General features: G+C 44.3%; 26 protein-coding genes and 1 pseudogene. 13 read left to right on the top strand and 14 right to left on the bottom strand.

Annotation, left to right across the window (positions count from 1 at the left end; all coding sequences use genetic code 11):
- The first annotated feature begins 594 nt into the window (after positions 1 to 594).
- The 3 genes from PN466_RS12010 (at position 595) to PN466_RS12000 (ending at position 5,248) form a co-directional block, all read left to right on the top strand.
- Positions 595 to 2,289 carry a methyl-accepting chemotaxis protein gene (locus tag PN466_RS12010; RefSeq protein WP_271939873.1) on the top strand — a complete coding sequence of 565 codons (1,695 nt, stop codon included), beginning with the start codon at positions 595 to 597 and terminating at the stop codon, positions 2,287 to 2,289.
- Positions 2,290 to 2,360: 71 nt separating this feature from the next.
- Positions 2,361 to 4,199 (top strand): serine/threonine-protein kinase, encoded by a 1,839-nt coding sequence (locus PN466_RS12005; protein WP_271939872.1) that lies wholly within the window; start codon positions 2,361 to 2,363, stop codon positions 4,197 to 4,199.
- A gap of 17 nt (positions 4,200 to 4,216) precedes the next feature.
- On the top strand, positions 4,217 to 5,248 hold the full coding sequence (locus tag PN466_RS12000; RefSeq protein ID WP_271939871.1) for an SGNH/GDSL hydrolase family protein: 1,032 nt from the start codon (positions 4,217 to 4,219) through the stop codon (positions 5,246 to 5,248).
- 104 nt (positions 5,249 to 5,352) lie between these two features.
- On the opposite strand, the gene PN466_RS11995 is transcribed toward PN466_RS12000, so the two are convergent.
- Together PN466_RS11995 and purN are read right to left on the bottom strand one after the other, a co-directional pair.
- Positions 5,353 to 6,834 carry a GAF domain-containing sensor histidine kinase gene (locus tag PN466_RS11995; protein ID WP_271939870.1) on the bottom strand — a complete coding sequence of 494 codons (1,482 nt, stop codon included), beginning with the start codon at positions 6,832 to 6,834 and terminating at the stop codon, positions 5,353 to 5,355.
- 96 nt (positions 6,835 to 6,930) lie between these two features.
- The gene (gene purN / locus PN466_RS11990; RefSeq protein ID WP_271939869.1) at positions 6,931 to 7,581 is read right to left on the bottom strand and encodes a phosphoribosylglycinamide formyltransferase; all 651 of its coding nucleotides are present in this window, start codon (positions 7,579 to 7,581) and stop codon (positions 6,931 to 6,933) included.
- Between the two features lie 252 nt (positions 7,582 to 7,833).
- On the opposite strand from purN, the gene PN466_RS11985 reads away from it, so the two are divergent.
- The 5 genes from PN466_RS11985 to PN466_RS11965 all read left to right on the top strand — a co-directional run bounded on the left by PN466_RS11985 (position 7,834) and on the right by PN466_RS11965 (position 10,462).
- Positions 7,834 to 8,361: a hypothetical protein gene (locus tag PN466_RS11985; RefSeq protein ID WP_271939868.1), complete on the top strand. Its 528-nt coding sequence runs from the start codon at positions 7,834 to 7,836 to the stop codon at positions 8,359 to 8,361.
- Positions 8,362 to 8,392: 31 nt separating this feature from the next.
- Positions 8,393 to 9,070 (top strand): HAD-IA family hydrolase, encoded by a 678-nt coding sequence (locus PN466_RS11980; RefSeq protein ID WP_271939867.1) that lies wholly within the window; start codon positions 8,393 to 8,395, stop codon positions 9,068 to 9,070.
- A gap of 84 nt (positions 9,071 to 9,154) precedes the next feature.
- The gene (locus tag PN466_RS11975) at positions 9,155 to 9,922 is read left to right on the top strand and encodes a YebC/PmpR family DNA-binding transcriptional regulator (RefSeq protein WP_271939866.1); all 768 of its coding nucleotides are present in this window, start codon (positions 9,155 to 9,157) and stop codon (positions 9,920 to 9,922) included.
- Positions 9,923 to 9,927: 5 nt separating this feature from the next.
- Positions 9,928 to 10,188, top strand: coding sequence for a MoaD/ThiS family protein (locus PN466_RS11970; RefSeq protein ID WP_271939865.1), 261 nt, complete (start codon positions 9,928 to 9,930; stop codon positions 10,186 to 10,188).
- A 91-nt stretch (positions 10,189 to 10,279) separates the two neighbouring features.
- On the top strand, positions 10,280 to 10,462 hold the full coding sequence (locus tag PN466_RS11965) for a hypothetical protein (protein WP_271939864.1): 183 nt from the start codon (positions 10,280 to 10,282) through the stop codon (positions 10,460 to 10,462).
- A gap of 34 nt (positions 10,463 to 10,496) precedes the next feature.
- On the opposite strand, the gene PN466_RS11960 is transcribed toward PN466_RS11965, so the two are convergent.
- Together PN466_RS11960 and lipA are read right to left on the bottom strand one after the other, a co-directional pair.
- Entirely contained in the window at positions 10,497 to 10,880 is a 384-nt protein-coding gene (locus PN466_RS11960; protein WP_271939863.1) for a GxxExxY protein, read from the bottom strand.
- A 62-nt stretch (positions 10,881 to 10,942) separates the two neighbouring features.
- Positions 10,943 to 11,866: a lipoyl synthase gene (gene lipA, locus PN466_RS11955; RefSeq protein ID WP_271939862.1), complete on the bottom strand. Its 924-nt coding sequence runs from the start codon at positions 11,864 to 11,866 to the stop codon at positions 10,943 to 10,945.
- 233 nt (positions 11,867 to 12,099) lie between these two features.
- Between lipA and PN466_RS11950 the strand changes: the two genes are divergently transcribed.
- Positions 12,100 to 12,708 (top strand): response regulator, encoded by a 609-nt coding sequence (locus PN466_RS11950; protein WP_271939963.1) that lies wholly within the window; start codon positions 12,100 to 12,102, stop codon positions 12,706 to 12,708.
- A 7-nt stretch (positions 12,709 to 12,715) separates the two neighbouring features.
- Here the strand turns inward: PN466_RS11950 and recR are convergent, their stop codons facing one another.
- The 3 genes from recR to PN466_RS11935 all read right to left on the bottom strand — a co-directional run bounded on the left by recR (position 12,716) and on the right by PN466_RS11935 (position 15,162).
- On the bottom strand, positions 12,716 to 13,327 hold the full coding sequence (gene recR / locus PN466_RS11945) for a recombination mediator RecR (protein ID WP_271939962.1): 612 nt from the start codon (positions 13,325 to 13,327) through the stop codon (positions 12,716 to 12,718).
- A 287-nt stretch (positions 13,328 to 13,614) separates the two neighbouring features.
- Positions 13,615 to 14,610 (bottom strand): anti-sigma factor antagonist, encoded by a 996-nt coding sequence (locus PN466_RS11940; RefSeq protein ID WP_271939861.1) that lies wholly within the window; start codon positions 14,608 to 14,610, stop codon positions 13,615 to 13,617.
- Between the two features lie 81 nt (positions 14,611 to 14,691).
- Positions 14,692 to 15,162, bottom strand: a complete 471-nt coding sequence (locus tag PN466_RS11935; protein WP_271939860.1) for a glucosyl transferase — start codon at positions 15,160 to 15,162, stop codon at positions 14,692 to 14,694.
- Positions 15,163 to 15,518: 356 nt separating this feature from the next.
- Here PN466_RS11935 and PN466_RS11930 point away from each other — a divergent pair, with 356 nt between their 5' ends.
- Positions 15,519 to 15,842, top strand: coding sequence for an STAS domain-containing protein (locus PN466_RS11930; protein WP_271939859.1), 324 nt, complete (start codon positions 15,519 to 15,521; stop codon positions 15,840 to 15,842).
- 11 nt (positions 15,843 to 15,853) lie between these two features.
- Here PN466_RS11930 and PN466_RS11925 read toward each other — a convergent pair whose 3' ends face one another.
- The gene (locus PN466_RS11925; RefSeq protein WP_271939858.1) at positions 15,854 to 16,990 is read right to left on the bottom strand and encodes a PP2C family protein-serine/threonine phosphatase; all 1,137 of its coding nucleotides are present in this window, start codon (positions 16,988 to 16,990) and stop codon (positions 15,854 to 15,856) included.
- Positions 16,991 to 17,642: 652 nt separating this feature from the next.
- Here PN466_RS11925 and PN466_RS11920 point away from each other — a divergent pair.
- Positions 17,643 to 18,065, top strand: coding sequence for an ATP-binding protein (locus PN466_RS11920; protein ID WP_271939857.1), 423 nt, complete (start codon positions 17,643 to 17,645; stop codon positions 18,063 to 18,065).
- A 49-nt stretch (positions 18,066 to 18,114) separates the two neighbouring features.
- Here PN466_RS11920 and PN466_RS11915 read toward each other — a convergent pair whose 3' ends face one another.
- Positions 18,115 to 18,273: a hypothetical protein gene (locus PN466_RS11915; protein ID WP_271939856.1), complete on the bottom strand. Its 159-nt coding sequence runs from the start codon at positions 18,271 to 18,273 to the stop codon at positions 18,115 to 18,117.
- A gap of 131 nt (positions 18,274 to 18,404) precedes the next feature.
- On the opposite strand from PN466_RS11915, the gene cysE reads away from it, so the two are divergent.
- The gene (gene cysE, locus PN466_RS11910) at positions 18,405 to 19,208 is read left to right on the top strand and encodes a serine O-acetyltransferase (RefSeq protein ID WP_271939855.1); all 804 of its coding nucleotides are present in this window, start codon (positions 18,405 to 18,407) and stop codon (positions 19,206 to 19,208) included.
- Between the two features lie 23 nt (positions 19,209 to 19,231).
- Here cysE and PN466_RS11905 read toward each other — a convergent pair whose 3' ends face one another.
- The 3 genes from PN466_RS11905 to PN466_RS11895 form a co-directional block, all read right to left on the bottom strand.
- Positions 19,232 to 19,825: an Npun_F5749 family FMN-dependent PPOX-type flavoprotein gene (locus PN466_RS11905; protein ID WP_271939854.1), complete on the bottom strand. Its 594-nt coding sequence runs from the start codon at positions 19,823 to 19,825 to the stop codon at positions 19,232 to 19,234.
- Between the two features lie 73 nt (positions 19,826 to 19,898).
- Positions 19,899 to 20,621 (bottom strand): ATP-dependent Zn protease, encoded by a 723-nt coding sequence (locus PN466_RS11900; RefSeq protein ID WP_271939853.1) that lies wholly within the window; start codon positions 20,619 to 20,621, stop codon positions 19,899 to 19,901.
- 30 nt (positions 20,622 to 20,651) lie between these two features.
- Positions 20,652 to 21,509 carry a M15 family metallopeptidase gene (locus PN466_RS11895; protein WP_271939852.1) on the bottom strand — a complete coding sequence of 286 codons (858 nt, stop codon included), beginning with the start codon at positions 21,507 to 21,509 and terminating at the stop codon, positions 20,652 to 20,654.
- 233 nt (positions 21,510 to 21,742) lie between these two features.
- Here PN466_RS11895 and PN466_RS11890 point away from each other — a divergent pair.
- A pseudogene (locus PN466_RS11890) lies at positions 21,743 to 21,958 on the top strand (hypothetical protein); the annotation flags it as partial.
- A 41-nt stretch (positions 21,959 to 21,999) separates the two neighbouring features.
- Here PN466_RS11890 and PN466_RS11885 read toward each other — a convergent pair.
- Together PN466_RS11885 and cysS are read right to left on the bottom strand one after the other, a co-directional pair.
- Entirely contained in the window at positions 22,000 to 23,094 is a 1,095-nt protein-coding gene (locus PN466_RS11885) for an AI-2E family transporter (RefSeq protein ID WP_271939851.1), read from the bottom strand.
- 90 nt (positions 23,095 to 23,184) lie between these two features.
- Positions 23,185 to 24,645, bottom strand: coding sequence for a cysteine--tRNA ligase (gene cysS, locus PN466_RS11880; protein WP_271939850.1), 1,461 nt, complete (start codon positions 24,643 to 24,645; stop codon positions 23,185 to 23,187).
- Positions 24,646 to 24,885: the final 240 nt, after the last annotated feature.

Genomic DNA, 24,885 nt, shown 5'->3' with positions numbered 1-24,885 from the left:
GCTAAAAGTAGTTGATTAGCCATAGAGAGCTTCGCGCTAGGGAACAGGTATAGCAGAAAAGGAGTTGGTTAGGACAGTTAGGTGATGGTTTAAGGCAATAGGCAATAGGCAACAGGCAATAGAAAATGTCCTAACTCTCCCTTTCCCTGCTATAACAGGCAACAGGCAATCGTAGACGATGAAAGACTTATAGGATTTAGAAATGTCCTAACCATAAAACGTAGCACTATAACTTGTATTGCTTAGAATCTAAGGCTTCACGTTGTACTCTTCCAGAAGAAAGAAGAACTATATTAATTAAAATTTTTAAGAGTATTATTGCTATAATCATATAGCAGAGAAAAAATGGTTAAGACAGTTAAGTTATGGTTTGAGGCAATAGGCAATAGTCACGAATCGCAATAGAAAATGTCCTAACTCTCCTTTTGTCTGCGATAAAACCCACTTTATTTTCAGGTTGTCATAAACCAGAAATAATTATCTTACAATTGTTCAATATAGACATAATCACTCTTGCCTGTATGGTTCGATGAATATTAATTGTCAAATACTGTATTTTAAAAGGAATATTCAATTGAAGAAGAAAAACATACTATGTCATCAACCTATCATAGTAAACCTAAAGTTCCTAGTCAGATCGCCTGGATAGTCGTCCTGATCTGTATCCTTCCTTTTAGCTTAAATCTCTTAGGACTTGACTTTGGAACACCCGGCCAATCTTTCGATCTCCAAGATGCTCTAAATTGGGAAAACAGTCAAGTCGTTGATGCCATGCACTATGCCTTAGCCGGTAGCTTTGTACATACCATTTTAGAATGGAGTGCTTGTTGTGTGGCGCTTTTAATTGTTCTATTAAGTTTTCTCAATTATAGTATCCAAGGCAATCCGATTACTCCTACATTAGGAATTGCTTTATTCTTTGCAGGAGTTATGGATGCTTTTCATACTTTAGCCTCCGATCGCTTAATTAATACGGTCGCCGATCCTGAAAATTTAATCCCCTTTACTTGGGCAATTTGTCGTTTATTTCATGCCCTAATTATGATCGGTGGAGTTTTGATTCTTTTGATGAATAGTTCCATCGATTCCCCAGCTAAAAAAAACTCTAAAAAACGATTTAGACTTATTTTTTCAGTCAGTATCGTATTTGGCTTTGTTGCCTATGGTATTATTTACTTTTCTGCCACCAGTCACCATCTTCCAGAAACAATGTTTCCCAATTCGCTAATTACGCGTCCCTGGGATGTAATTCCTTTGCTGTTATTTCTGTTCAGTGGCTGGGTCTTATATCCCATGTTTTACAGAAAGGAACCGAGTATTTTTGCAGATTCATTAATCATTAGTGTGATTCCCAATGTCGCTACGCAAGTTTATATGGCCTTTGGCTCAACTGCTTTATTTGACAATAATTTTAATATTGCCCATTTCCTGAAAATTATTGCCTATCTTGTTCCTTTAACTGGACTGTGCTTAGAATACATAGAAACCTATCAAACTAAAACTCGATATTTATCTAAAGATCTCAAAAACAGTATTAATTTATTAAAAGTTTTGGGGAGTCAAGTGCTAGAATCAACCCAAGTTACTCAGCTTATTCGAGATTCTAGTCGCCAGCTCAAAGGCATGATTGATAACCAAGTGGTGGGCAGTCAGAAGGTAGGGAGAAATACTGAGATTATAGCGGAAACGTCTGATATCTTATTGGATAAGATTGAAAGTTTTCAAACTACATTTACTGCTCTTAATCACTCAGTTGATATTCTATCGGGGCAATTAAAAAAAATTGATAATGACTCTAGACGCGTCAATCAGATTGTTAACAGGATAACAGGAATCGCCACACAAACCAAGATGTTATCTCTGAATGCTTCGATTGAAGCAGCTAGAACAAATACCCGTGAAAGCAGTCAAGAATTTACGGTGATTGCGAGAGAAATTAGTCATTTGGCAACAGAAGCTGCAATGATTGCTAAAACGATTCAGCCGATTGTGAAAGAGATGCAAAAATCGGTGAAAAATGGGGTGGATCAAATGAAAAGTTTTACGAAAGAGTATATGGAAGCATTGGGTCCAGAAATTCAGTCCATGCGCGACAATATTCAACGGCAAAAAGAAGGAGCGAATCAGATTACTGAAGCGGTAAATGAACTCAATTCAGATTCTGAACATACAGCGACTTATCTTAGAGAAACCTTTGAACAAACCAGTTTTGCTTTACAGAACCTTGAGCAAGCCGTAGAAGATTTACAATTAGAAATTAATCGATTTTCCGGTGCAAAAGAGGATTGATGGGGAAATATAATAAAATAAAACAATTGCGATCGCTAGATCCAATTGAGTTGTGAGTGGAAACGTCTGTTATGTCATCACCCTTGGGCTTGATTCTACAACATCGCTATCGGTTAGTGAAACTTCTGGGTCAAGGAGGGTTTGGTTGTACCTACTTGGCGGAAGATTTGGGGCGCTTTAATGAACTGTGCGCCATTAAGGAGTTTGTCCCGAGTTCCAGAAATCCTCAAGGACTTCAGAAAGCTGAGGAGTTATTTCAACGGGAAGCAACGATTCTCTACAAACTGCAACATGCCCAAGTTCCCCAGTTTCGCGCCAATTTTGAGGAAGAGGGACGCTTGTTTTTAGTTCAAGATTATGTGGAGGGGAAATCCTATCAGACTCTGCTCGATGAGCGCAAAGCACAAGGGCACGTGTTTTCGCAAGATGAAGTCAAGACGTTTCTGGCTCAAGTGTTGCCGGTTTTGGGATATCTCCATTCTCAAGGGGTAATCCATCGCGATATTGCCCCGGATAATATGATGTGGCGACAACGGGATGGGTTGCCGGTGTTAATTGATTTTGGTGTAGGAAAAGAACTGGCGACACAGTTATGCAGTGAAACGGGAACTTTGCCAACAACGGTGGGTAAGGTGGGATATGCTCCCAGAGAACAACTTCAGATGGGTTTAGCCTACCCAAGTAGTGATTTTTATGCTCTAGGGGTGACGGTGTTGGTGCTGTTGACGGGGAAGGAACCAGCGGAATTGTTCGATCCGCAAACCCTGACTTGGAAACTGCCGAGTTCTTCCCTGAGTCCCCAGTTTACCCAGATTTTGGAGCGCCTGTTAGCGGAACAACCGGGCGATCGCTTCCCAAGTGCCGAGCGCATTTTACATGCGCTTGGTGGTGCAACCGTTCTCCCTCGTTTGTCGGAGCAACAAACCCAAGCACTTACCCCTCAATATACTCAATCTCAATATCAAAATTCTGTATCTTCAGGTACCGAGCCTATGTCTGGTTCCAAAATAGCAATGATTGGGGCGATCGTGGCGTTGGTTACAGGGATTACGTCTTGGATGGTGGTGAGTGCTTGGTTGCGTCAGGATAGGGTGGAAACGGTCAATCCTGGGGTAGAATCTCCTTCATCGTCTCCATCTCCCTTTCCCTCACCGTCTGTATCTCCTTCACCGTTTCTATCCTCTTCCCCTTCACCAACTCCCCTTCAAACCCCTAAACCTCCTAATTTACCCACCACGTATCAGGAACGGTTAACGGTTGAACCGGGGGACGTGACAAGGGTGGAAGGATCGCTCAAAGCCAATGAAGTCCAATATTATCTGATTTCTGCCCAGGAAGGGGATCGGTTTTCGATGTTTATTACTGGGGATGGAGTGTTGATGACGCTGTTGACTCCCGAAGGAGAGGAGATCGGCGATCGCTCCACGGATATTTCCCTCTGGGAAGGAGACTTTCCTATTTCTGGAGAATATGCCGTCATCGTTAGTCCCTTGCGAGGCTTACAGGAAACAGATTATCAACTGGAAATTGAGCAGTTGAATATTCCCGTTAAACCGACTCCAGAACCGGAAACGACTCCAGAACTAGAGCCAACCCCGGAACCGGAAATTAACAGTGAAACGATTCAGTTTGCACCGGGAACCACAGGAATAGAAATCAACTCTCAGAGCGATCGCGAGCAAATTCAGCGATATTTACTCAGGGTAAGAAAAGATCAGATCATGCAAGTCAGGGTAATTGAAGGTAATGTAACCCTGAATATCCGCTATCCTACAGGAGAACTGATTCCAGAAGCCTATGATTTACTCTATTGGGAATCTCAAGTTCCCGAAAGTGGAGAGTATATCATTGATGTCCTAGCTACCGAGTCCACAGACTTTAGCTTAGATATTAGTGTGACGGATCAATAAATCCTGTTTTTTATCGCATGAGATTTAAAAAACCAAGTCAAACGTTCGCTAAAATCGGCTTAATTCTCTTGATCTCCCTAGGATTAACAGAAATTATCTTTCGAGTCTACAACTACTTGCATCCCAGTTTCATTTTTCATGATAACTCCTACAATCGCTTTCGCGGCCAACCCTTAGCACCTGAATATAACTTTCGCTTGAATTCTCAGGGATTCAAAGATGTGGAGTTTCAAGTTGAAAAAGCGCCAAACACTTTCCGCATTCTGGGCATAGGAGACTCTTTTGCTTATGGTGTCGTTCCCTATAACTACAACTATTATACTCGCTTGGAAGAGAAACTCAAACAACGAGACGATCGTGTAGAAATCATTAATATGGGAATTCCTAACCTTTCCCCAAAAGATTATCTTGCTCTTCTGGTGACTGAAGGACTAGCCTTAAATCCAGATCGAGTCATCCTGAGCTTCTTTATCGGTAATGATTTTGATGATTCAAAACGCAGTATTGAATCCTATTCTTATGTGTTCTCGTTTTGGAAATTCCTCATCGATCTTCAGAACAGTTATGAAGGAACCGTCATTCATGGCAACCTAGAGTATCAGGACGATCTACCCACACTCACGGATGAGAAATATTTACAAATTGAAATCGGCAGAAGTGACTTGTTTCGGGTCGATAATTCAGAACTAGAATCCAAAGTGTGGGGAGCCATGACGTATTTAAGAGAAATTAAAGAGTTGTGCGATCGCCAGAATATTGAGCTGCTTGTGATTCTGATTCCTGATGAACTGCAAGTCAATCCAAATCTACAAAGTAAAGTCATTGATTCACAAGAGATGAATCTCCAAGATTTTGACTTTAGCTTACCCAATCAATACTTACAAGAAGAACTGAATGAAGCGGAGATTAATTTTATCGATCTCCTCCCTTACTTTCAAGGATATTCAGAATTTGAACAACTCTACAAACCTAATGATAGTCATTGGAATATTGCCGGTAATGAACTCGCTGCGGAACTGATTTTCCAATACTTACAACGCACACCGTAATCACGATAAAGGTCTTGAATGGGGAGAACAAGGAAACACAGTGATATGGAGATAGAGCATTCCCTATAGCCTATTGCCTGTTCCCTATTCCCTAGCGTAAAGCGCTATACATATTCTTGCAATTTTACGATATACCGATAACTAGCCGCATTTTTCCCTTGAATCTCTAAATGTCCTCTATGGAGTTGAGCCAGATTAAAACTTAACTCTAAACGTAGAAACTGCATTTTAGTTTTGAAGCTACTAGAAGTCTCTCGTTGCTCTTCTAGAGTTTCTAATGGGGACGAAACCTCGGTGAACCCATCAGATTTTACCGAATCATATGCAGGAGATTCAGACCAACCAGAAGAGCTATCAGGAGGAGCTACACTGTGCTTAGAGTCTCTTAATTCTTTTTGTTTAAACCAGTGTTTCACTTCATCTAGGTTAGGAAGTCCTTCTCCAAGCCAAGGATGGGAAATCCAAATGGAAAAATACAATTGATCTTCCCGATGAGAGGCATGAAGGCGAATGATACTTTCTTCGGCTGCACCCTCCATGACACTAGCAATCAGATGGTAGAGAATTTGTTGGACTAATACTTTATCAACATGCCAAATGCGGACTCCGGGTTCAATAGATAAACGAATTTGTTTGTTTTGATCGTTAGCTAAAGTCTCTAAATGACTGGTGGCTTGCTGACAGAGCATTTCTACATCAACTGGCTTAATTTTGAGCGGTGGAGCGAGGTCATCAAGAACAGCTAATTCTAAGATTTGATTAATTAAAGAGAGTAAATTTTGACCACTATCGTAAATAATGGTCATGTATTCTTTTTGTTTTGGGGTTAGGGGGCCATAGGTTTCGGTGTTGAGCATTTTAGCCATTCCCAGGACTGAGGTTAGGGGCGTGCGTAGCTCTTGGGTCAGTTGATTTAGGAGTTTGTTTTTACTGGCCATAGCCGGAGCAGGCCTGGAAGAGTGGGTGGTGAACTCTTGAGAAGAGGAATTTTGGGGCGTTGCACTCACACCGACTAATCCAGTTTGGTTAGAGGGTATTTTCAGTATATGGGCACGTTCAAATTCACTCAAACTCCAGCGAGCTGTCATTTCTAGATAGGAAATTTCTTGCGAGGTGAATCTGTGAGGTTCAAGATCTAAAACAGCTAAGGCTCCAATACATTCGCCTTCAGAGAGAATGAGGGGAAGGCCTAAATAGGAGTGAATTCCATATTCTTGATAGAGGAAATTTTGGCTGAGTTCTTCATGATTAGCTAAATCAGCAATTAGCCATTTTTTGCGGGTTTCGACAATTTGACGACTGAGGGAATGTTCTAGGGGGATGGAGCGTTGGGCGGCTAGGTCATTCATGAGTCCCAGACGGGAGAGACCAAAGGCAGCTTTGAGCCATTCGACTTTGCGATCGACAATGCCTAGAATGCAAATGGGAACTTGCAGATAGTGGGCAACGGTTTGGGTGGCTTCTTCAAAGATGGGTACACTACTGTTGTCAAGTAAGCCAAGTTTTTGTAAGGTCTGTAATCGATCGTGTTCCCTTTGGCGATCGCCACTTACAGCAAATGCCTGTTGATTCTCACGCTCATCCATTGTCATTTTTACGCAGCCATTTGTTTTTTTTTTAGGGACTAGAGATTTTCAACCGATCCGAGTTTTCTCTTATTATATCTTGGTATTCCCCATTCCCTACAACGCACTATATTGCTGGGCAGCTAGGGCGATCGCTTGAGGTAAGATTCGATGTTCTTGTATTTGAATTCTGGCATGTAGGGTTTCTGGAGTATCATCGGGTAGCACGGGAACCGCTGCTTGCACTAAAATTGGCCCTGTATCTACTTCTAAATCCGCTAGATGTACGGTACATCCTGTAATTTTCACCCTGGCTTCTAAGGCATCTTCTATCCCGCGAATTCCGCGAAAACTGGGTAATAAACTGGGATGAATATTAATCACACGGTTAGGGAAAGCACTGAGGATTATTTCAGTAACGATCCGCATCCATCCTGCCATAATTACCCATTGTACCCCGTGTTCTTTTAGGGTTTCGACAATGGCAGCATCAAATTCTTGACGGCGCTTTTTATAGTCTCGATGGTTGAGTAAAATAGCAGGAATACCCCAGCGTTGAGCGCGAGCGGCAACTTTTGCCCCTGGGTTATTGTAGATCAGGGCATTGATTCGGGCATGTAGTTTCCCGGCGGCGATCGCCTCTAATAGGCTCTCAAAATTACCGCCGCTCCCCGATGCCATCACCCCTAATTGCAGAGGTTCCGTAAATTGAGGATAGCGATCGCACTCTGGAGAAACTAAACTCCGATCGATGGCAGCAGTTTTCATTTTTTATGCCCCCGGTAACTCTAAAATAGTCCTGAATCAGTAGTTTAACATAGGTCGTCTTCCTGAAAACAGAAGATTCCTAATGTTCTAGAAGATTTATAAAACAAATCTTAATTCTGACTGATATTCCTGAAAACCTTTGCTTAAATAGTCCTGTTTTGTTTGTTGTACTGACGCAAAAGAGGGAAGGACAATGGCAGAAGGATCGCAACCCGATAAAAAACATCTTTAAAAATTGCCCGAGGTAAAATCATGCAACGAACAATAGCACAACTCCAACAAGAGATTCAATCAGGAGAATCCGTGATCCAAGAGGGTATCCGCTACATTCAAGTCGCTTGCGTGCGCGTGACGTATCTGCCAGCCGAACTTCAGTTATTTGAAGCCTATCAAATTCTCGATCAAGGGGATACCCGCAAAAGAGATCTCGCGGGCGTATCTGAAAAGCTCAAATCAGGTGAAGAACCCATTCAAGCCGCAATGCGGGGAATTCGGGAAGAATTAGATTTAACGCTCTCAAGCGATCGCTTTTTATCTCTAGGAACTGAATTATGCCAAAAGATCTCTAAAGGCTATAATTTACCTACGGTCTATACCCTCCATAAATTCTCCCTAGAGTTGAACCAAGAGGAATTCGATCGAATTGCTCCCATTTACATCTCCCAAGAGGCTGATAAAACTACAGTCTTTAAGTGGATGCCCATCACCCCAATTACCCTTACGCCAGCCTCCCTCACTCAGCTCCAGACCAGTCCCCTGAGCGATCGCCCCTGTCCATAATCCTGACTTCTATTGATGTTATCCCGATCGGTTGTCCCCATATCCTCTTGTAATTGTGGTGCTGAATACTCTACACCTCATCTTTGATTTTGATGGTACATTAGCAGAATCTTTGGATCTAGTGGTTGAAATTAGTAACCGTCTTGCTCCCGAATTTGGCTATCGCTCCACTTCGCCAGAAGAACTCCATTACCTCAGAAACAACTCTACGGAACAGGTTCTCAAGAAAGTAGGAGTGGCTTGGTATAAGCTTCCCTTCCTGATGCTGCGGCTAAGACGGGAAATGAATCAAGCCATTCATACTTTGAGCTTAGTTGAGGGTATGGCAGACGTATTAGAGACCCTTAAGCATCAAGGGTATACCTTGGGAATTGTGACCTCAAATGGACGAGAGAATGTCAATAGTTTTTTGAAAAAATACCAGTTAGATCATTTATTTGAGTTTATTGAATCGGAGTTAAATGTATTCGGAAAAAGTCGGGTGATTAAGAAGATAATCAAAAAGCGACGTTGGTCTCTAGAACAAGTAATCTATATAGGGGATGAAGTGCGTGATATTCAAGCGGCCCATCAAATCGGAGTTAAGGCGATCGCTGTTGGTTGGGGATTTCAGTGGCCAGAGATTTTATCAGAGTACGATCCAGATTTTTTGCTCTCAGAACCTCGGGAGTTGATTGACGTAGTGGCAGCGCTCAAGGGGGCTGAATAGGTCTGGATGAGTTGATTTTAAAGTTGGAATATGTTATGATTCAAGATTAAGAAAAGTTAGATTATTAAATCCCTAAACCGGATTATGGCAGGACATAGTAAGTGGGCAAATATTAAGCGTCAGAAAGCACGGGTAGATGCAAAAAGAGGACAAGTATTTACTAAAGTTTCGCGAGAAATTATTGTAGCGGCTCGCAGTGGTGCCGATCCAGCAGGGAATTTTCAGTTACGGACGGCAATTGAAAAGGCAAAGGCAGCGGGAATTCCCAATGACAATATTGAGCGAGCGATCGCCAAAGGAGCAGGCACTTGGGAAGCCGATAATAACCAATATGAGTTTATCCGCTATGAGGGATATGGGCCTGGTGGCGTGGCTATTCTGATTGAAGCTTTCACCGATAAGCGTAATCGTACAGCCGCAGATGTGCGGGAAGCCTTTAATAAAAATGGGGGAAACTTAGGGGAAACTGGATGTGTGAGCTGGATGTTTACCCAGAATGGAGTCGTGCGACTTACCGGTAAAGTAGATGAAGATCAGTTATTAGAAATCTCCATCGAAGCAGGAGCGCAAACCTACGAATGGGTTGACGATCCCGATGATGAGGCAACTGTAGAAGTGTTTACCGAGGCAGGCAATCTGCAAAACTTGACGCAAACCCTACAAGAAGCAAAACTAGAGATTATCACCTCAGAGTTACGCTGGATACCGAATATGACGGTAGATGTAAAAGAAGAAGACTTAGCGCGATCGCTGCTTAAATTACTAGACGCTCTCGAAGACTTAGATGATATTCAAACTGTCACTCCTAACTTTGAAATGAGCGATCAATTAATGTCTTTAAGTGTCGTTTAGCAATTATGGCTACATCTCCTATTCCGATCACCATTAAGCTCTTTGCCGTTTATCAAGAAGCCTATGGTGTACCTGAACTGGCCTGGGAATTTCCCCCCCATACCCCCGTTTCTGTTGTACTCGATCGTATGATTACTGAATATCCCCAACTAGCCCCATGGCAACCCCTAACCCGGTTTGGGATTAATTTACAGTTTGTAGAGGGCGATCGAATCCTAGAATCTGGCGATGAAGTCGTCTTAATTCCTCCCGTGAGCGGAGGATAGGGGAATGGGGCGAGAAGCTCTCTGCCTTTCTTTCAACTGTGCTAAGATACGGAAAGACTGAAAAAAAGTCAGACCACTGAACGGAGGGTTTATGAGGCTCAAGCGATGGGAATCTCCCCGCCGTAAAGGGAGAAATGATAAAGGAAAAGGCGGATCGGCCCGCCAGCGACAACTGAAAAAACAAACCCAAATGCTACGCAAGCGCTTAAAGGGTGAACAAAAGAAGGGAGAATGTGATGTTCTCCCTTCTTTTTTGTCCCTAGGTTATACATAAAACCACGGAGGCACAGAGTACACTGGGTTTTGGATTAGCCATTGATCAGGCGTTTGATGCCGTTTTTAAGAATGGGAACGTTGAAGTTGATGAGCAATCCTAGGCGGAGTTGACGGAGTTTGAGGTAGGTCAGAAGTTGGGCTTGATGAATCGGTAGGATAGCTTCAACAGCTTTTAGCTCCACAATCACTTGATTTTCAACCAGTAAATCTAAACGATAACCACACTCCAACTGTAATCCCTTATAGAAAACAGACTGGGCGACCTGCTGCTCAACTCGTAATCCTCGCTGCTGCAATTCATACCTTAAGCAATTTTCATAGGCAGACTCCAACAAACCCGGCCCCAACTCTCGATGCACCTCAATTGCTCCCCCAATCACCTCCCCCGATATCTTATTCAAATCACCACCTTCCATCTCTGTGCCCTCCGTGCCTCCGTGGTTTATATCCTCTCCCTTCCCATCCTACACCTTCCCAGCTAAGACTCTTGCCCCGCATGGTAGGAACTACGAACCAAGGGGCCAGAACGCACATGATTAAAGCCCATATTGCGGGCAATTTCGCCTAATTTCTCAAATTCATCAGGATGCCAATAGCGTTGCACGGGGAGATGATCTAAGGACGGGCGCATGTATTGACCCAGAGTTAGGCGATCGCAATTAATCCCCCGTAAATCCTCCAATGTCTCCACAATTTCCGCCTCAGTTTCCCCATGGCCCAACATTAACCCCGATTTCGTGGGAATATTAGGATTCACCTCTTTTACCCAGCGCAGCACATCCAAAGAACGCTCGTACTTCGCTCCTCGGCGCACGGGACGCTGTAAACGTCTGACGGTTTCAATATTATGGTTATAACAAGCCGGATTCGCCTCAGCCACCTGAACAACTAAATCCCGTTGTCCCCGAAAATCAGGCGTTAACACCTCAATTTCCGTTCCTGGATTCACTTCGCGCACTCGCTCCATAGTCTTCACAAACCATCCAGCCCCCTGATCGGGGAGATCGTCGCGAGCAACCGATGTTAACACCACATACTTTAAGCCCAAGAGCTGTACCGATTCTGCGATTTTATCCGGTTCCTCTGGATCGAGGGGCATGGGAGCATGTCCCTTATCCACCTGACAAAAGGCACAAGCACGGGTACAAGTCGGTCCCATGAGTAAAAAAGTTGCCGTTTTTTGGCTATAGCACTCAGCCCGATTCGGACATCGCCCTTCCTCACAAATAGTATAAATTTGGCGTTGCTTGATAATTTTTTGTACCGTAGACAGCTCGCTCGCTTTACCAATAGAGCGCCGTAGCCAAGGGGGAAGGGTGGCTAAAGGCGATCTCTCTCTCTTCTGGGTAGCAGCCGAAACAGCAGCAAGTGTAACCGATACATCAGATGGATTAGAATTCATGGTTAACGATCAATAGGGTTCTCAAACGACTCCAGTGATTAGGGTCAGAATTCTATTATTATTGATAGATAGAGCAAAAAAGAGAGGAATTGCCTTGATGATCTTCTAATCATCATCATGGGCGTGACCTCACCCCATTCCTCTTCTGGATTGACCTAGACCTCTGAACACCACCGTTCGCCCCCCTGCTCAACTCAGGATTGCTATTCAATCGTCACCTTTTCAAGGAGTTCATTGTGGGACATAAAATTCTAGTCATTGATGATAGTCGTGTCATCAGAGCGCGAGTTAAGGATATGTTACCAAAAGGTAACTTTGAAGTCGTTGAAGCCAAAGATGGTGAAGAAGGACTCAATTTGATCCGCCAAGAACACCCTAACTTGATTATGCTCGATTTCCTCTTACCCAAAGTCAGCGGATTTGAGGTTTTTCAGCAAATTCAGGGTAATAGCGATTTGCGTAAAATTCCTCTGGTCTTAATGTCAGGACGTAAGGAAGAGGTTACCGAAAAAATTAAAGAACCCTTTGAATTTTGGGAATTTATCCCCAAGCCGTTTGAACAAAAAGATTTGATTGCTGCGATTAAGTCAGCTATGGCTAAAGCCAAAAAGCCTCGACCTGCTCTAGGGGGAGGAGACACAACGGCTGGTAATACAGGATCGACTCCTACAGGTGCTGCACCGTCAGCCGGAGCATCGGGGGCCGAAGTTGCCGCCCTAAAAGAGCAAATTGAGAAAATGCAAGCTGAAATTAACGCACTGAAGAAACAAGTTGCTCAAATTGAACCTTTGAAACAACAGGTCGTGAAAATTTTCAACTTTGTTAAGCAAAAACTGAAATAATTGGGTTTTAATCGAGTTCTCGGCGACCTTCTAAGGCACGAGCGAGGGTGACTTCATCAGCGTATTCTAGATCTCCTCCCATGGGCAATCCAAAGGCGATGCGGGTCACCCGTGTAAAGGGTTTCAGGAGTTGACCGATATAGAGGGTAGTGGTTTCTCCTTCCACACTAGGACTAATCGCTAGAATCACTTCTTGGATGTTTTCTTGGCTCACTCGTTGCACCAGTGATTGAATCGTCAGTTGTTCTGGGCCAATTCCATCCATGGGGGAAATTACACCGCCGAGAACATGATAGAGTCCTCGGTATTCTCTGGTTTTTTCCAGAGCAATCACATCTCGCGAGTCTACGACTACGCACAAGATCTGGCGATCGCGATTTTGATTACGACAAATACTACATAAAGGATCGGCGGAAAGATGATAACACTTCTGACACAACCCCACTTGTTGTTTAGCATCCAGTAGAGCCTGTGCGAGAGCTTTGATTTCTGCTTCTGGCCGCTTTATCGTATGAAGAGCCAGACGTTGCGCCGTTTTTGGTCCAACACCAGGTAACCGTTGGAATTGCTCGATCAGACGAGCTAAAGGACTAGGATAAACCGTTTTCTTGCTCCTTATTGGTACAGATGCTTCTCCAGCGTAACACTGACCGATGAGCTTAAGCGAGGATTAAGAATTTTCATTCTGGGGTTGCTTTTTGGAAGGAATGGGATACCCTAACAAAATGTAGTGTTTACTTTAGGAGAGCCATTGGGTATGACGGTTCATGATTTACTGACGTTGATTTTATTGCTCAGTCCTGGAATTCTTTTATCTGCTCTGGTAATGTTTACCTTTGCTGCTGGTGGATAGATGCCTCATTAATCATTAACGATTAATCATTATTAGCTGGGGGTTTGTGAGTTCTACATCGCTCCCGCATTTTTTTGAAATAAGACCACAATAGTCTTCAAAATGAGTTTAATATCATGCAATAAACTCCAGTTTTCTTGATAGCGCAAATCCATTTGAATGACGGTTTCAAAGTCTCGGATAGACGATCGCCCATTCACCTGCCATTCTCCAGTCATACCTGGTTTCACATCAAGCCGTTGCCATTTAGGAATCTCATAGCGCTCAATTTCATCTGCTGTAGGGGGACGAGTTCCCACGAGACTCATTTCTCCCCTTAAAACATTCCAAAACTGGGGTAGTTCATCTAGACTCGTGCGACGTAAGAATTTCCCTACACGGGTAACTCTCGGATCGTCCTTATTTTTAAAAAAGGCTCCTTCTGCTTCATTTTTAACTTGATGCTTCAGGGCTTCAGCATTCGCCACCATAGATCGAAACTTCCAAATTCTAAAGCGTTTCCCCATCCAGCCGCAGCGAATTTGACCGAAAAATATGGGCCCAGGATCGTCAATTTGAATGGCGATCGCAATCGGGAGAAATAGAAGTGCCGTAATCCCTAAGCCCACCAAACTACCGATAATATCTAATAACCGCTTGAAGGGAGATCGTACCGAAGGATGAATCTTTGGGGCACTCTGAGGAATCTCAGTGACTGGTGTTAACAGGGCATCTGTACCCAGATCAATGGTAAAGGCCTCCGTAAGTCCCGTTAATTCAAAAGCCATCTTCACTTGAGGATGAAGACTCCAAATAATCAACTCGATCTGCTGGGCACGAGCTATTTTCAAACAGCCCACTAAAGCGCCAATACCACTACTATCAATAAATGTAGTTTGTCCTAAATCCAAAATCACCCGCTCGAGACCCGATTGCCGATCGCAGACCTGCTTAAAATAGTCTTTAAACGCCACCGCTTGGGTCACGGTAAAATTTTTGGATAATTGAACCAAACAACAAGCCCCAAAAGAAGTCATGGCAAACTCAGGGGGATTAACTGGATTGTTCATAAACACCTCAAGGGGAGTCTATTGCAGTTCTATTCTGTCAAAACAGAAAAAATACCCTATGGTGAAAATCAGAGGGCTGAGTCAACGGCCCTTTTTTAGAGAGCGTTTCACCGTTTCATTGGCGACTGTCATTAGGGTAGACCGAGAAATCCTTCGAGGAGAATGAAGAAACCGTACTAGGTCTCCTGGAGACCAAGCAATGGGAACTCCTGCCAATGCTAGATTACTGGCCAACTCAATTTGGCGATCGTCAATATGCTCTTTATAGCATTGGGCACGGGGAACTAAAATATAAGGGTTAGCCGTTTTATCGAAGCACTTGAGCCAATGAGGGTCACAGTGCCCAATGATCAGACGAGCATCTTTACCCAACTGGATTAATTCAGTCTCTGGAATATCAGCAAAACAGTCTTTGCTTTCAGGCCAAACGCTACAACTGCCGTATTGTACAATGAGTTCTTCCTGAATCAATTCTCGGTTCACCAGAACCTGCAACCAACTCATCAAACGATTAAAGGGATAGGGTTCAGTGCCAACTGTAGTTAGAATCATTCTCTTTAATGGCGATCTCTCTATATTGTTATAGATGCATTGATTTCCCATAATCATTTAGCTATAATTGCGATCCTATTTTGGTCAGAGATCGCTTGGGTTTTGAGGAGCAACCTACGTCATTCCTTTACCCTACTCCCCTCAAAATACCTTGGTTTGACTCTAAGGACAATCCCACAATGATTGCAGAGATTGCCTTAAACACACAAATATCCAGGATCTTAGCACCCCTTTGAGTTCTTCGTTAATCCGGATAGAATCAGATTAACCCGAATCGAAAATTATAGTATCCTATTGAACTAAATCCAATAAATCGGGATCGTTAACCAACTTAGCAACTTCTGTCAACCAGAGCTATGAGTCAAACTGTTAAACACATTCAACCCTCCGGCATTTTAGATAGTACCAAAGCAGGTCAGTTTAGAGATGAAGTCAGCGCATTAGTCAAATCGGGTGCTGACGCGATCGTGATTGACCTCAAAGAGGTAACCTTTATTGATAGTTCTGGTCTAGGGGCCCTAGTAGCGGCTTTAAAAACTGTACGCTCTGCGGGGGGTAAACTCTTGATCTGCTCCATTAATGAGCAAGTAAGGATGCTCTTTGAACTCACCAGCATGGATCGGGTATTTGAGGTCTATTCTAGCCGTGAGGAGTGCGAGAATAAGTTGCAGAATTCATGAGTGCCTCGCCGTTAATGAAACTTAATCTGAAGTAACGATAAGTCATCATTCAAGATGGTATTGGAATTTAATGTATAAATGCAATGGAGTAAATGATCTAACAATTCAGAGCAGAGGTGTTGATGGGTGACCAAAAACTCACTAAACGCCTCAAGTCCCCAGAGTGTGCCATCGGTCTGATGAATTTCATAGACCCCATCACTAAACACATAGAGGGTACTCTGGGGTTCGATATGACACTGATGTACCTTATACTCTACTCCAGGAAACATACCAATGGGGAAACCGGGTGTCTTCAGATGTTGAACTTCTATATCCTGCTTGGGTCTAGGAGATAAGAGGATAGCGGGAGGATGACCGGAGCTGGCATAGACCAGAGACTGTTCCTTTCGGTGATAAACCCCATACCAAATCGTAAAGTAGCGATCGCCTTGAGTTTCCATCTGAAATGTATCATTCAGACCCATTAGCACCTGATGGGGTTGAGAAAAATCAACCCCAGAGAGAGATTGAGAGCGCAATAAATTCAAGACAGAAACCGATAACAGGGCACTGCCCACACCATGACCCGCCGCATCCACCACATAAATCACGAGCTGATTTTCATTGAGCCAATAATAATCAAAACAGTCCCCTCCCAATTGACGAGAAGGAATAAACCTCGAATCAATCGAAACAGACTCGTGCAAAGGGCCGGGAAGAAGTGATTTAACATAATCTGCTGCTTCTGTCAACTCTTCTTCAAGTCTCTGTTTAGCTGTTTGTAAATCTTGACTGAGTTGGTGCAGTCGCAAACCTGCCCGCACCTTCGCCCGTAACTCATTCACCTCAATGGGTTTAGACAAAAAATCATCTGCCCCGTTATCGAGACCCTGAACCCGGTCTTCCACTCCCTCACGGGCCGTCAGCAGCACAAAAAACGTCGTTGTTAAATCAGGATTAGCCTTAATGCGGCGACAAACTTCCAATCCATCCATGCGGGGCATCATCCAATCGCACAAAATCAATCCAGGGCGCAGACTGGCTGCTTGTTCTAAGCCGTCTTCACCATTCGTGGCAACGGTCACATCATACCCTTGATTCTTCAGTGCTTTGGTCAACACTAACCGAAACAAAGGGTCATCCTCTATAATCAAAACTTTGTACATGATTTAAATGTCATCAGACTGGGAGCTGGAAAATCTGACAAAAGTGAGATCGCTTTGATAGCCTATTTGATCGCTTATAAGAGATATGCTGAAAACCCCGTGAATTCATTCCGGGGATGAAGGCGAGCGGGCAGGTTTTAACCTGCCCTTATGGTACAATGGGATTCACAGGAATGGTAATTAACCTGTATAAAAACCTAAATGCCTAACGGCAATCTGTACCTTGGCAATTGAAGATATGGGGTTCTATTCCATTGTTCTAGTTTTCCCCTAGGAATAGGTAAAATCTTCAAAGGGGCTAGACAACACAGGATTGAAATAAAAACCAATTTTGGAATAATCCAACTACCGAGGGGCACTCGGAAAGTAACGCTTGAGGAGAGACCTACCTCTGGATTGAATTTCGCAAGGGATTTAGTCTAAGTGGACTCGTTGAACCAAGAATCCCCGCATCGAATGGCCGGGGAATGTCAAAAACAGAAGCACCAAACCCACAATTGAGTAAGAAGCGTGACCCTCGATTTAGTGTCCGTCTCTATCTTACCGATTCCAAACCCATGGTTATGATGAAATCATAGCCTTTGGGTTGGCGGGTTCAAGGGTTTGAATGCTTCTTCACCTGTGCTGATTGCCTGATTTAAGGGTTATACCATTGAAATTGCCCCATAGAGCTTATCTGCAAGTTCATTCTAATGGCCAGGCTTTATCCCATGCCTTGGCCTGGTTTGAAGAGCTTAAGCCTCCCTCCCTACCCATTCCTAAAGACACCTGGATTGAGTGTCAAACTGCATTTTATGAAGGATTAACCAATGCTGTTCGACATGCCCATCATCATTTGGCTAAAGATACGACTATTGATATTGAAGTGATCTTAGCTGCTGATTCAATCACCATATCGATTTGGGATTATGGCCAAGGGTTTGATATTGAGCAATGGCTCAGAACCCAACCTCGCCCAACCCCTGATCAGGAAGGGGGACGGGGTTGGTTTATGATGTCCGATATTGCCGATTGCCTCAGCTATACCCATACAGAGGATCGACGCAATTGTTTGAAGTTGATCAAATACTACTAGAGCAGCACGCTTGAAATTAGGGCTGACCGAGTGTAGTGCAATATCTCAGCTAGTCTCCGAAACACCAGATGAATAAGGAGACGATGAGGGTTATCAGTAGCCAAGGAGAAAGAGAGAGGCTTTTCAGAAGACTGATGGCTTCTAGTGCGATGAGTTCACTGCCGAAGTATCCGGCAATTAAGACGATGAGCAAAATCAGGATAGGCATCGATCGCTTTTAGGTTTAGGAAAAGATGACTCGATTTCACTTTAACTTAACGCCAATCACTTGGGTAAACTGGCCACTAAACGTTAAGATCTACAGTGATCTGTTTGATGAAGCGTTGGATACTTTCAATCGTGCTAAGTAATCTTGTTGCTGACTTCCGTATCATCTTCGATCGCGATCCCGCTGCCCGAAATTGGCTGGAAGTCTTGTTTTGCTACCCTGGACTACAAGCGCTACTGTTTTATCGCTTGGCCCATTGGCTCCATGTCCTAGGACTTCCGTTTATTCCCCGGCTGATTTCCCATCTGGCTCGTTGGTTTACGGGTATTGAAATCCACCCAGGAGCGACCATTGGTAAAGGAGTCTTTATTGACCATGGTATGGGTGTGGTGATTGGTGAGACGGCGATTGTCGGAGACTATACCCTAATCTATCAAGGGGTAACTCTAGGCGGAACGGGTAAGGAAAGTGGTAAACGCCATCCTACCCTGGGCGAAAATGTAGTGGTAGGTGCGGGAGCTAAGGTTCTCGGTAATCTGTTAATTGGCAATAATGTCCGCATCGGTGCGGGATCGGTGGTCTTGCGGGATGTGCCTTCAGATTGTACGGTGGTCGGTATTCCGGGACGCATTGTTTATCGTTCTGGAGTTCGTGTTAATCCCCTAGAGCATGGACGACTACCAGATGCGGAAGCGGAGATGATTCGGACTTTGGTAGACCGAATTGAGCAATTAGAAGAACAGGTGCGTTTGCTTCAGGAAAGTAAGGGCATTAGTCTAGAGGGTCAATGTATTAGTTCAGCGAGTTGGGATTCCTGGAATCAGTCTGCTTTGCAGGAGGAAGAATTAGAATCCCCATCCCATCGCTCTAATTACAGTAGTTGTGCCCTGAAAGATCGAGCGCTTGAAGAGTTTTTAGATGGATCGGGGATTTGAAGCAAGGAGTCATGAGCGATCGCTTAAGGATTAAGGGGTCGCTCACTCCAATCACCATTGGGTTGCAACTGATAGTGTATCCTTTGTGGGGGAGACTCTCGTAAATCAACGAGATCGACCTCAATGGGCTGGAATAGGACTAAGACAAAATTAGGTAAGGGAGTATCAGGATTGGGATAAGTTCCTGGAAAACCGTTTTTGTCTCGGTCTGTTCCACAAGCGGGCCAGGTAAATTGTTGTCGAGTGGCATCCGAGAGCTGTTGCCAAACTTGAATTCTTTTTGATAGTAGAAAAGAATGATCAGTATTTTCATCAATACAAGTGGTTTGGGCTGAAAGTCTAAATTGCTGGCGTGTGAGGCTGAAATACCAACAGATTTCTGCCCAAGGACTGCGATGCAATTGATGTATTTTATCGCTGCGGTTATCAGTGACGATTTGGAGTTGATGGGTGGAGTCGAGAAATCCTCGAAATACAACATTCCGATTGGCGGGTTTCCCGTTGGGGCGAACAGTAGCCAGTTGAAAGTAACGGGATTCTGAACGATCTCGGTGATCCTTTAAGGCTTGCTCTAGAAGCGATCGCCAGAGGGGAGGAGGGGAAAATGAGGAGGACATGGGGAAAGGAAGACGCGGAAAATGGGATCGTTTTAGTGAATTTAGGGAGATCTGAGGCTCCATCGTCCATCTATTATGGGCAGCAGATATCAATTGGAGCTAGATCCGTTGAGGTTATACAAGCCTGTTGTTTAATTTGGTCTTGACATTCAGGAACAGATAAACGTTGACCCATGGCGACAACTAAGGCTTGATAGGCATCCCACTGATTTTCAATTAAGGTTCGGGCTTGTAATTTGGCCCATTTTTGCTTAGGGGTAAAATCAACAGTTCCAGGGGAATAGAGTTTCAGGAGCATGTTGAGGTTTTGTCGGTCATCGGCTCCCCCTTCAGCATTACCATGAACGAGTTCTTCGGCTGCAACGCCTGCCATCAACAGGAGACAATAGCGGTCAATCCATTGCTGGGTGAGGGCTGTCGATTTGAGTTGTTCTGTTATGGCTTCTTGATCGAAACTTACGCCCGCTTGTCCCCGTTGCCCCGCTTTCAGGGCTTCCCAGGGGTTGAGGGTATAGCCAGTGATGGGAATATCTAGGAGAGAGGCAACGAGAAAATGACCGGCTTCGTGGTGTAAGAGGCGATCGCGATATGCAGGCGATAAACTGGCAATTAAGCCTAACCCTAGATTACTGCCTTGGCCTTGCCATTGAAGGCTATCGATCGCCATAAATCCCAAAATTCCAAAAGCTATGATTGCTGGAATTGCTGGATTTAAATGGATTATAGGCCCCAATAGACTCGACAGGGTCAGGGTAAAAACGGCGATCGCGATCAAATTTAAGCTCAGTTGATTCATGAATTTCTCTCGATAACGAATAATTTCCCCTCATTCCTCTGATGCTTCGTCAGTCTGGAACTCCTCTCGGGCCTTATAAAACGTCTCCAAACTATGGCGATCGCCAACAAAACGCCAGTGCCAGGGTTCATAGCTAATGCCTTGAGGATTATTCGGGGGAAAGGACAACTCAAAACTATAATAAGCGGCATTTTCTTCTAACCACTTAAAAGCAGAAGTATTCTCAAACTCTGGAGAAAAATCAACTGCCGGTACATAGCCATCCCCAATATCGATGGCATACCCAGTATGATGCTCACTATAACCTGGAGGAGCGCTCACTTCTGCCCGTTGAGTCGCGACTTGTCCCCGTTGAGCTTTAACGTCAAAAAATAAATACTCCTGATCGTTTAAGCTACGAAAGGCAGACAAAGGAACCAACACCACTCCATCTCTTTGGGCTGCATTCACCATCTGTTGGAACTTAATCGCCGCCATTTTTCGTAATCGTAAACTACCATCAGCGGTAATCGCCATTAAATCATCGACTGGGGCTTCTTCATAAGCCAAATGACCGAGTAAGTTCCCCCGATCGGACGTTGTTGGGGTTTCAGCTTCTTCCGCTCCATCTTCACCCAACTCGTTGGTTTCTGTGGCTGAGGATAGGGGAACTCTAGACTCTGAGGCAGTGTTTGGGGTAAGGAAATTACTACTGAAAATGAAAATACCGGTGCTGAGAGCGATCGCCACTCCTGCAAATCCGATCCACATTCCGCGCCCAGAACCCGATGATGCAGTTTCTTGCACCTCAGCCACCGGTACAGGAGTATCCCGTAAAGCTTCTGGGATATCATCGGTAATTACTTCTTCCTCCTGGGAGGTGAAAAAATTGGGTAGATTTTCACTCATCGGTGACTTACTCCAACACGGAATTATTCTTCTTAACCTTACCAAAGATTAGGGGTTTAGATCCAAATCGAGATAATTAAAGCACAAAATCACACGGATAAATTGATGATTTTGGGGTGAATTTTGAGGCACTCAGAGCGATCTAAATCACTTGAGAAGAGCGATATCAATCACAGTTAAAATGCTAGATATCGTTGATAGTAAAGTGAAGATGACTCGTGTATGGACTGATTATGTTAATAAAACACCAAATCCTACCTGGAGCGATCTCCGAAATTTTAGTTTCTGCACGAGAAACGGGGGTGTTAACTCTGGCTGATCGCTATGGTCTTATGGCTGCGACCTTAGATGAACACTTAACGGAAGAAGATGAGCGATCGATGAATCGGTTATTACGATCGGTGATCAAAGGAAAAGTGAAGATCAGTCCTGAAATTTCGGCGGTTTATTATTCTCCTTACCCCACGTTATTTCATCGCACCAATACTGTTTATGTCTCCCCCAAGTCTTCTGTCGCCTGAGAACTCATGTGAGTTTGTTTTTCGGCTTCTAGTTTAGGTTGAATATAAAGATTTTCCAAGAGGGTTGCTCCCCCTGCCACCCAAGGGGGCACGATTAAGGCTCCAATAATTCCTAAGACTTGAGTTCCGCCAAGGACGGCGAGTAATTGATAGAGAGGATGAACGCCTACTGATGAGCCAACCAGGAAAGGATCGAGAATATAGGTTTCTAGATTTTGAATAATTACAAAAAATAATAACACCCATAAGAAGGTCCAGCCTCCGGAAGCGATCGCCACTACAAGGGCAGGGATAGCGCCTAAAACCGGGCCGATAAAGGGGATTAGGTTGGTGACTCCGGCGATCGCTCCTAAACCGAGGGAAAATTCCCGTAATCCCAGGATACCTAAGCCTAGAGTAGTGACAATGCTTAGGATAAAAGAAACGACTAACCGACCGCGAATATAGCTACCCATACGGTAGCTAATCGTGGGAATTTGGGACGCAATTTTGGTGTCCCAAGGTTCAGGAAGTAGGCGCACCAAACTGTTAATTAAGGTTTGGCTATCGGCGACCATATAACCAGAAATAAAGAGAGATAAAATTAAGCTAAAGACTCCTCCAATAATGCCCCGCGTAATGCTATAGGATCGCAGTACCAATTGTTGACTTGAGCGGATCAGCCAACTGGTGATTTGTTGAAAATCTACAAGTTCAAGGAGTTCGGGAGGCGTATTGGTCCAATTGTTGAGTGAATCTTCTGTTAATTGTAAGAGAACATCAGCATAGGAGGGGAGTTTTTGCAACAAACGCTCAATTTGCTGAAAGACAGTTGGGCCGATTAATAAGCCCAGACCCGTTAATCCAAAAAGCAGGGTAAGATAAACTAAAATTACACCTAACCATCGGGGAATTCGTAAATGTTCAGCCGCATCTACTAAGGGAGCAATAGAAGCGGCCAGCACAATCGAAATCATTAACAAAAGCACGAGTCCCCGTAATTGCCAAAATAAGACAATTAACAAAACCGAGAGTAAGGTTAATAGGAACGTGGATAGGGAAAAAGCAATCCGTTGTTCGTGCATAAAAAGGAAGAAGGAATAAGGAAAAGGGAAAAAGAAAGAGGGAATCGGAAATCGGAAATCGGAAAAACCCAATTTTCCCTCTTTAGGGCGTTAATTGTGATGCCATTGGGTGATGCCACCGGGTTGATCGATAAGCGTAATACCTTGGCTTTGTAAGTTATCGCGAATGCGATCCGCTTCGGCAAAGTTTTTGGCTTTGCGGGCAGCTTGACGAGCGGCGATCGCCTCTTCAATCTCGCGATCGCTCAATTGCGCTCCTGGAGACTCAGGTGCTGTCTCGGCTTCCACTTCTAACCCCAACACTTGAGAGAGAGTAACTAAGGTTTGCCATTGTTGATATAACTGCTCTGGATCGACCTCTGTTTTACCTTCATGAATCAAACGATTGTTTTCACGGTTCAATCCTTTGGCTAATTCAAATAATACGGCTAATCCGCCTGATGTATTCAGGTCATCATCCATCGCACTATTGAAATTTGCCACACTTTCCGGGTTGAGATCCTCAGATTTCGCCTGCAAGTCCCATCCCCACGCTGCCCCATGTTTGTAACCAAAAGATAACCCTTCTTTGAGGGTATTCCAAGAGCGCTGTGCAGAGGCGATCGCCTCTGGAGTAAAATCAATCGGTTTGCGATATTGGGCCTGAACAACAAATAACCGTAGCGCCATCGGTTCCGGGCCATTTTCAGAGTCCAGCAAATCCCGAATCGTTGTAAAATTACCCAAAGATTTGGACATTTTCTCCCCATTCACCGTCACAAAGCCATTGTGTAACCAATACCGGGCCAAGGGTTGACCCGTAACTGCCTCTGACTGCGCCACCTCATTCTCATGGTGAGGAAACACCAGATCCGCGCCACCACAGTGAATATCAATAGTCTCTCCCAAACACTCCCTCACCATAGCGGAGCATTCAATATGCCATCCGGGGCGACCTTTTCCCCAGGGAGACTCCCAACTCGGTTCGTCGGGTTTTGCTCCTTTCCACAAGGCAAAGTCAAAGGGGTCTTTTTTCTTAGAGTCTTCCGAACTTTCTCCTACTCTCCCCGATGCTCCTGCTTGCATCTCCTCCAACTTGCGCCCGGAGAGCTTCCCATAATCTTGAAACTGACGTACTTGGTAATACACATCACCGTCAGAAGCATAGGCATATCCTTTGGCTTCCAATTCATGGATAAGGCGTAAAATACCATTTAAGGTATGGGTTGCCCTGGGATAGTCATCAGCTTCCAGGACATTGAGACGAGCCATATCTTCAAAATAGGTTCGAGTATAGGTTTCGGCTACTACTTCCATTGTTGACCCAGTTTCTCTAGCACGTTTGAGAATCTTATCGTCAATATCGGTAAAATTCTGTACGTAGCGCACTTGATAGCCTCGCCATTGCAAATAGCGCCGCAGGGTATCCCAAGCAATGTAAGACCGTGCATGACCGAGATGACAGTAGTCATAAACGGTGACTCCACAACAATAAATCCGTACTTTCCCTGGTTCTAGGGACTCGAAGGGTTGTTTACTGCGCGTGAGGGTATTGGTCAACGTTAGGGTCATGGGGCGATTGCACACTCTTTAAGGGGTCAGCCCTCATCATACCAAATCTAGTTTTCTTCCCGCGATCGCAGAGAAAACGATCAAGGGGTCGTTGGTGGAATCATATCAAGTCCGATGAATAAGTTACGATATAAATGAAGAGTGTCCAAGCAAAGCAATGCCCCGACTCCTTAAGATAGTCCCCCACCAGAGTAGAGAGTCCCTGGGCGTAGCCTACCATCAAGCAAAAGAGGGCCCAGA

It is taken from the genome of Roseofilum reptotaenium CS-1145, assembly GCF_028330985.1.
In the GTDB taxonomy this organism is placed as follows: domain Bacteria; phylum Cyanobacteriota; class Cyanobacteriia; order Cyanobacteriales; family Desertifilaceae; genus Roseofilum; species Roseofilum reptotaenium.
The sequence above is the reverse complement of the archived record's forward strand: the minus strand, read 5'-3'. Positions and strand labels throughout refer to the sequence as shown.

Coding starts and splice junctions, on each gene's coding strand:
- PN466_RS12010 (WP_271939873.1), top strand. CDS start 595: ATGTCATCAACCTATCATAGTAAACCTAAAGTTCCTAGTCAGATCGCC.
- PN466_RS12005 (WP_271939872.1), top strand. CDS start 2,361: ATGTCATCACCCTTGGGCTTGATTCTACAACATCGCTATCGGTTAGTG.
- PN466_RS12000 (WP_271939871.1), top strand. CDS start 4,217: ATGAGATTTAAAAAACCAAGTCAAACGTTCGCTAAAATCGGCTTAATT.
- PN466_RS11995 (WP_271939870.1), bottom strand. CDS start 6,834: ATGGATGAGCGTGAGAATCAACAGGCATTTGCTGTAAGTGGCGATCGC.
- purN (WP_271939869.1), bottom strand. CDS start 7,581: ATGAAAACTGCTGCCATCGATCGGAGTTTAGTTTCTCCAGAGTGCGAT.
- PN466_RS11985 (WP_271939868.1), top strand. CDS start 7,834: ATGCAACGAACAATAGCACAACTCCAACAAGAGATTCAATCAGGAGAA.
- PN466_RS11975 (WP_271939866.1), top strand. CDS start 9,155: ATGGCAGGACATAGTAAGTGGGCAAATATTAAGCGTCAGAAAGCACGG.
- PN466_RS11970 (WP_271939865.1), top strand. CDS start 9,928: ATGGCTACATCTCCTATTCCGATCACCATTAAGCTCTTTGCCGTTTAT.
- PN466_RS11965 (WP_271939864.1), top strand. CDS start 10,280: ATGAGGCTCAAGCGATGGGAATCTCCCCGCCGTAAAGGGAGAAATGAT.
- PN466_RS11960 (WP_271939863.1), bottom strand. CDS start 10,880: ATGGAAGGTGGTGATTTGAATAAGATATCGGGGGAGGTGATTGGGGGA.
- lipA (WP_271939862.1), bottom strand. CDS start 11,866: ATGAATTCTAATCCATCTGATGTATCGGTTACACTTGCTGCTGTTTCG.
- PN466_RS11940 (WP_271939861.1), bottom strand. CDS start 14,610: ATGAACAATCCAGTTAATCCCCCTGAGTTTGCCATGACTTCTTTTGGG.
- PN466_RS11935 (WP_271939860.1), bottom strand. CDS start 15,162: ATGATTCTAACTACAGTTGGCACTGAACCCTATCCCTTTAATCGTTTG.
- PN466_RS11930 (WP_271939859.1), top strand. CDS start 15,519: ATGAGTCAAACTGTTAAACACATTCAACCCTCCGGCATTTTAGATAGT.
- PN466_RS11925 (WP_271939858.1), bottom strand. CDS start 16,990: ATGTACAAAGTTTTGATTATAGAGGATGACCCTTTGTTTCGGTTAGTG.
- PN466_RS11915 (WP_271939856.1), bottom strand. CDS start 18,273: ATGCCTATCCTGATTTTGCTCATCGTCTTAATTGCCGGATACTTCGGC.
- PN466_RS11905 (WP_271939854.1), bottom strand. CDS start 19,825: ATGTCCTCCTCATTTTCCCCTCCTCCCCTCTGGCGATCGCTTCTAGAG.
- PN466_RS11900 (WP_271939853.1), bottom strand. CDS start 20,621: ATGAATCAACTGAGCTTAAATTTGATCGCGATCGCCGTTTTTACCCTG.
- PN466_RS11895 (WP_271939852.1), bottom strand. CDS start 21,509: ATGAGTGAAAATCTACCCAATTTTTTCACCTCCCAGGAGGAAGAAGTA.
- PN466_RS11885 (WP_271939851.1), bottom strand. CDS start 23,094: ATGCACGAACAACGGATTGCTTTTTCCCTATCCACGTTCCTATTAACC.
- cysS (WP_271939850.1), bottom strand. CDS start 24,645: ATGACCCTAACGTTGACCAATACCCTCACGCGCAGTAAACAACCCTTC.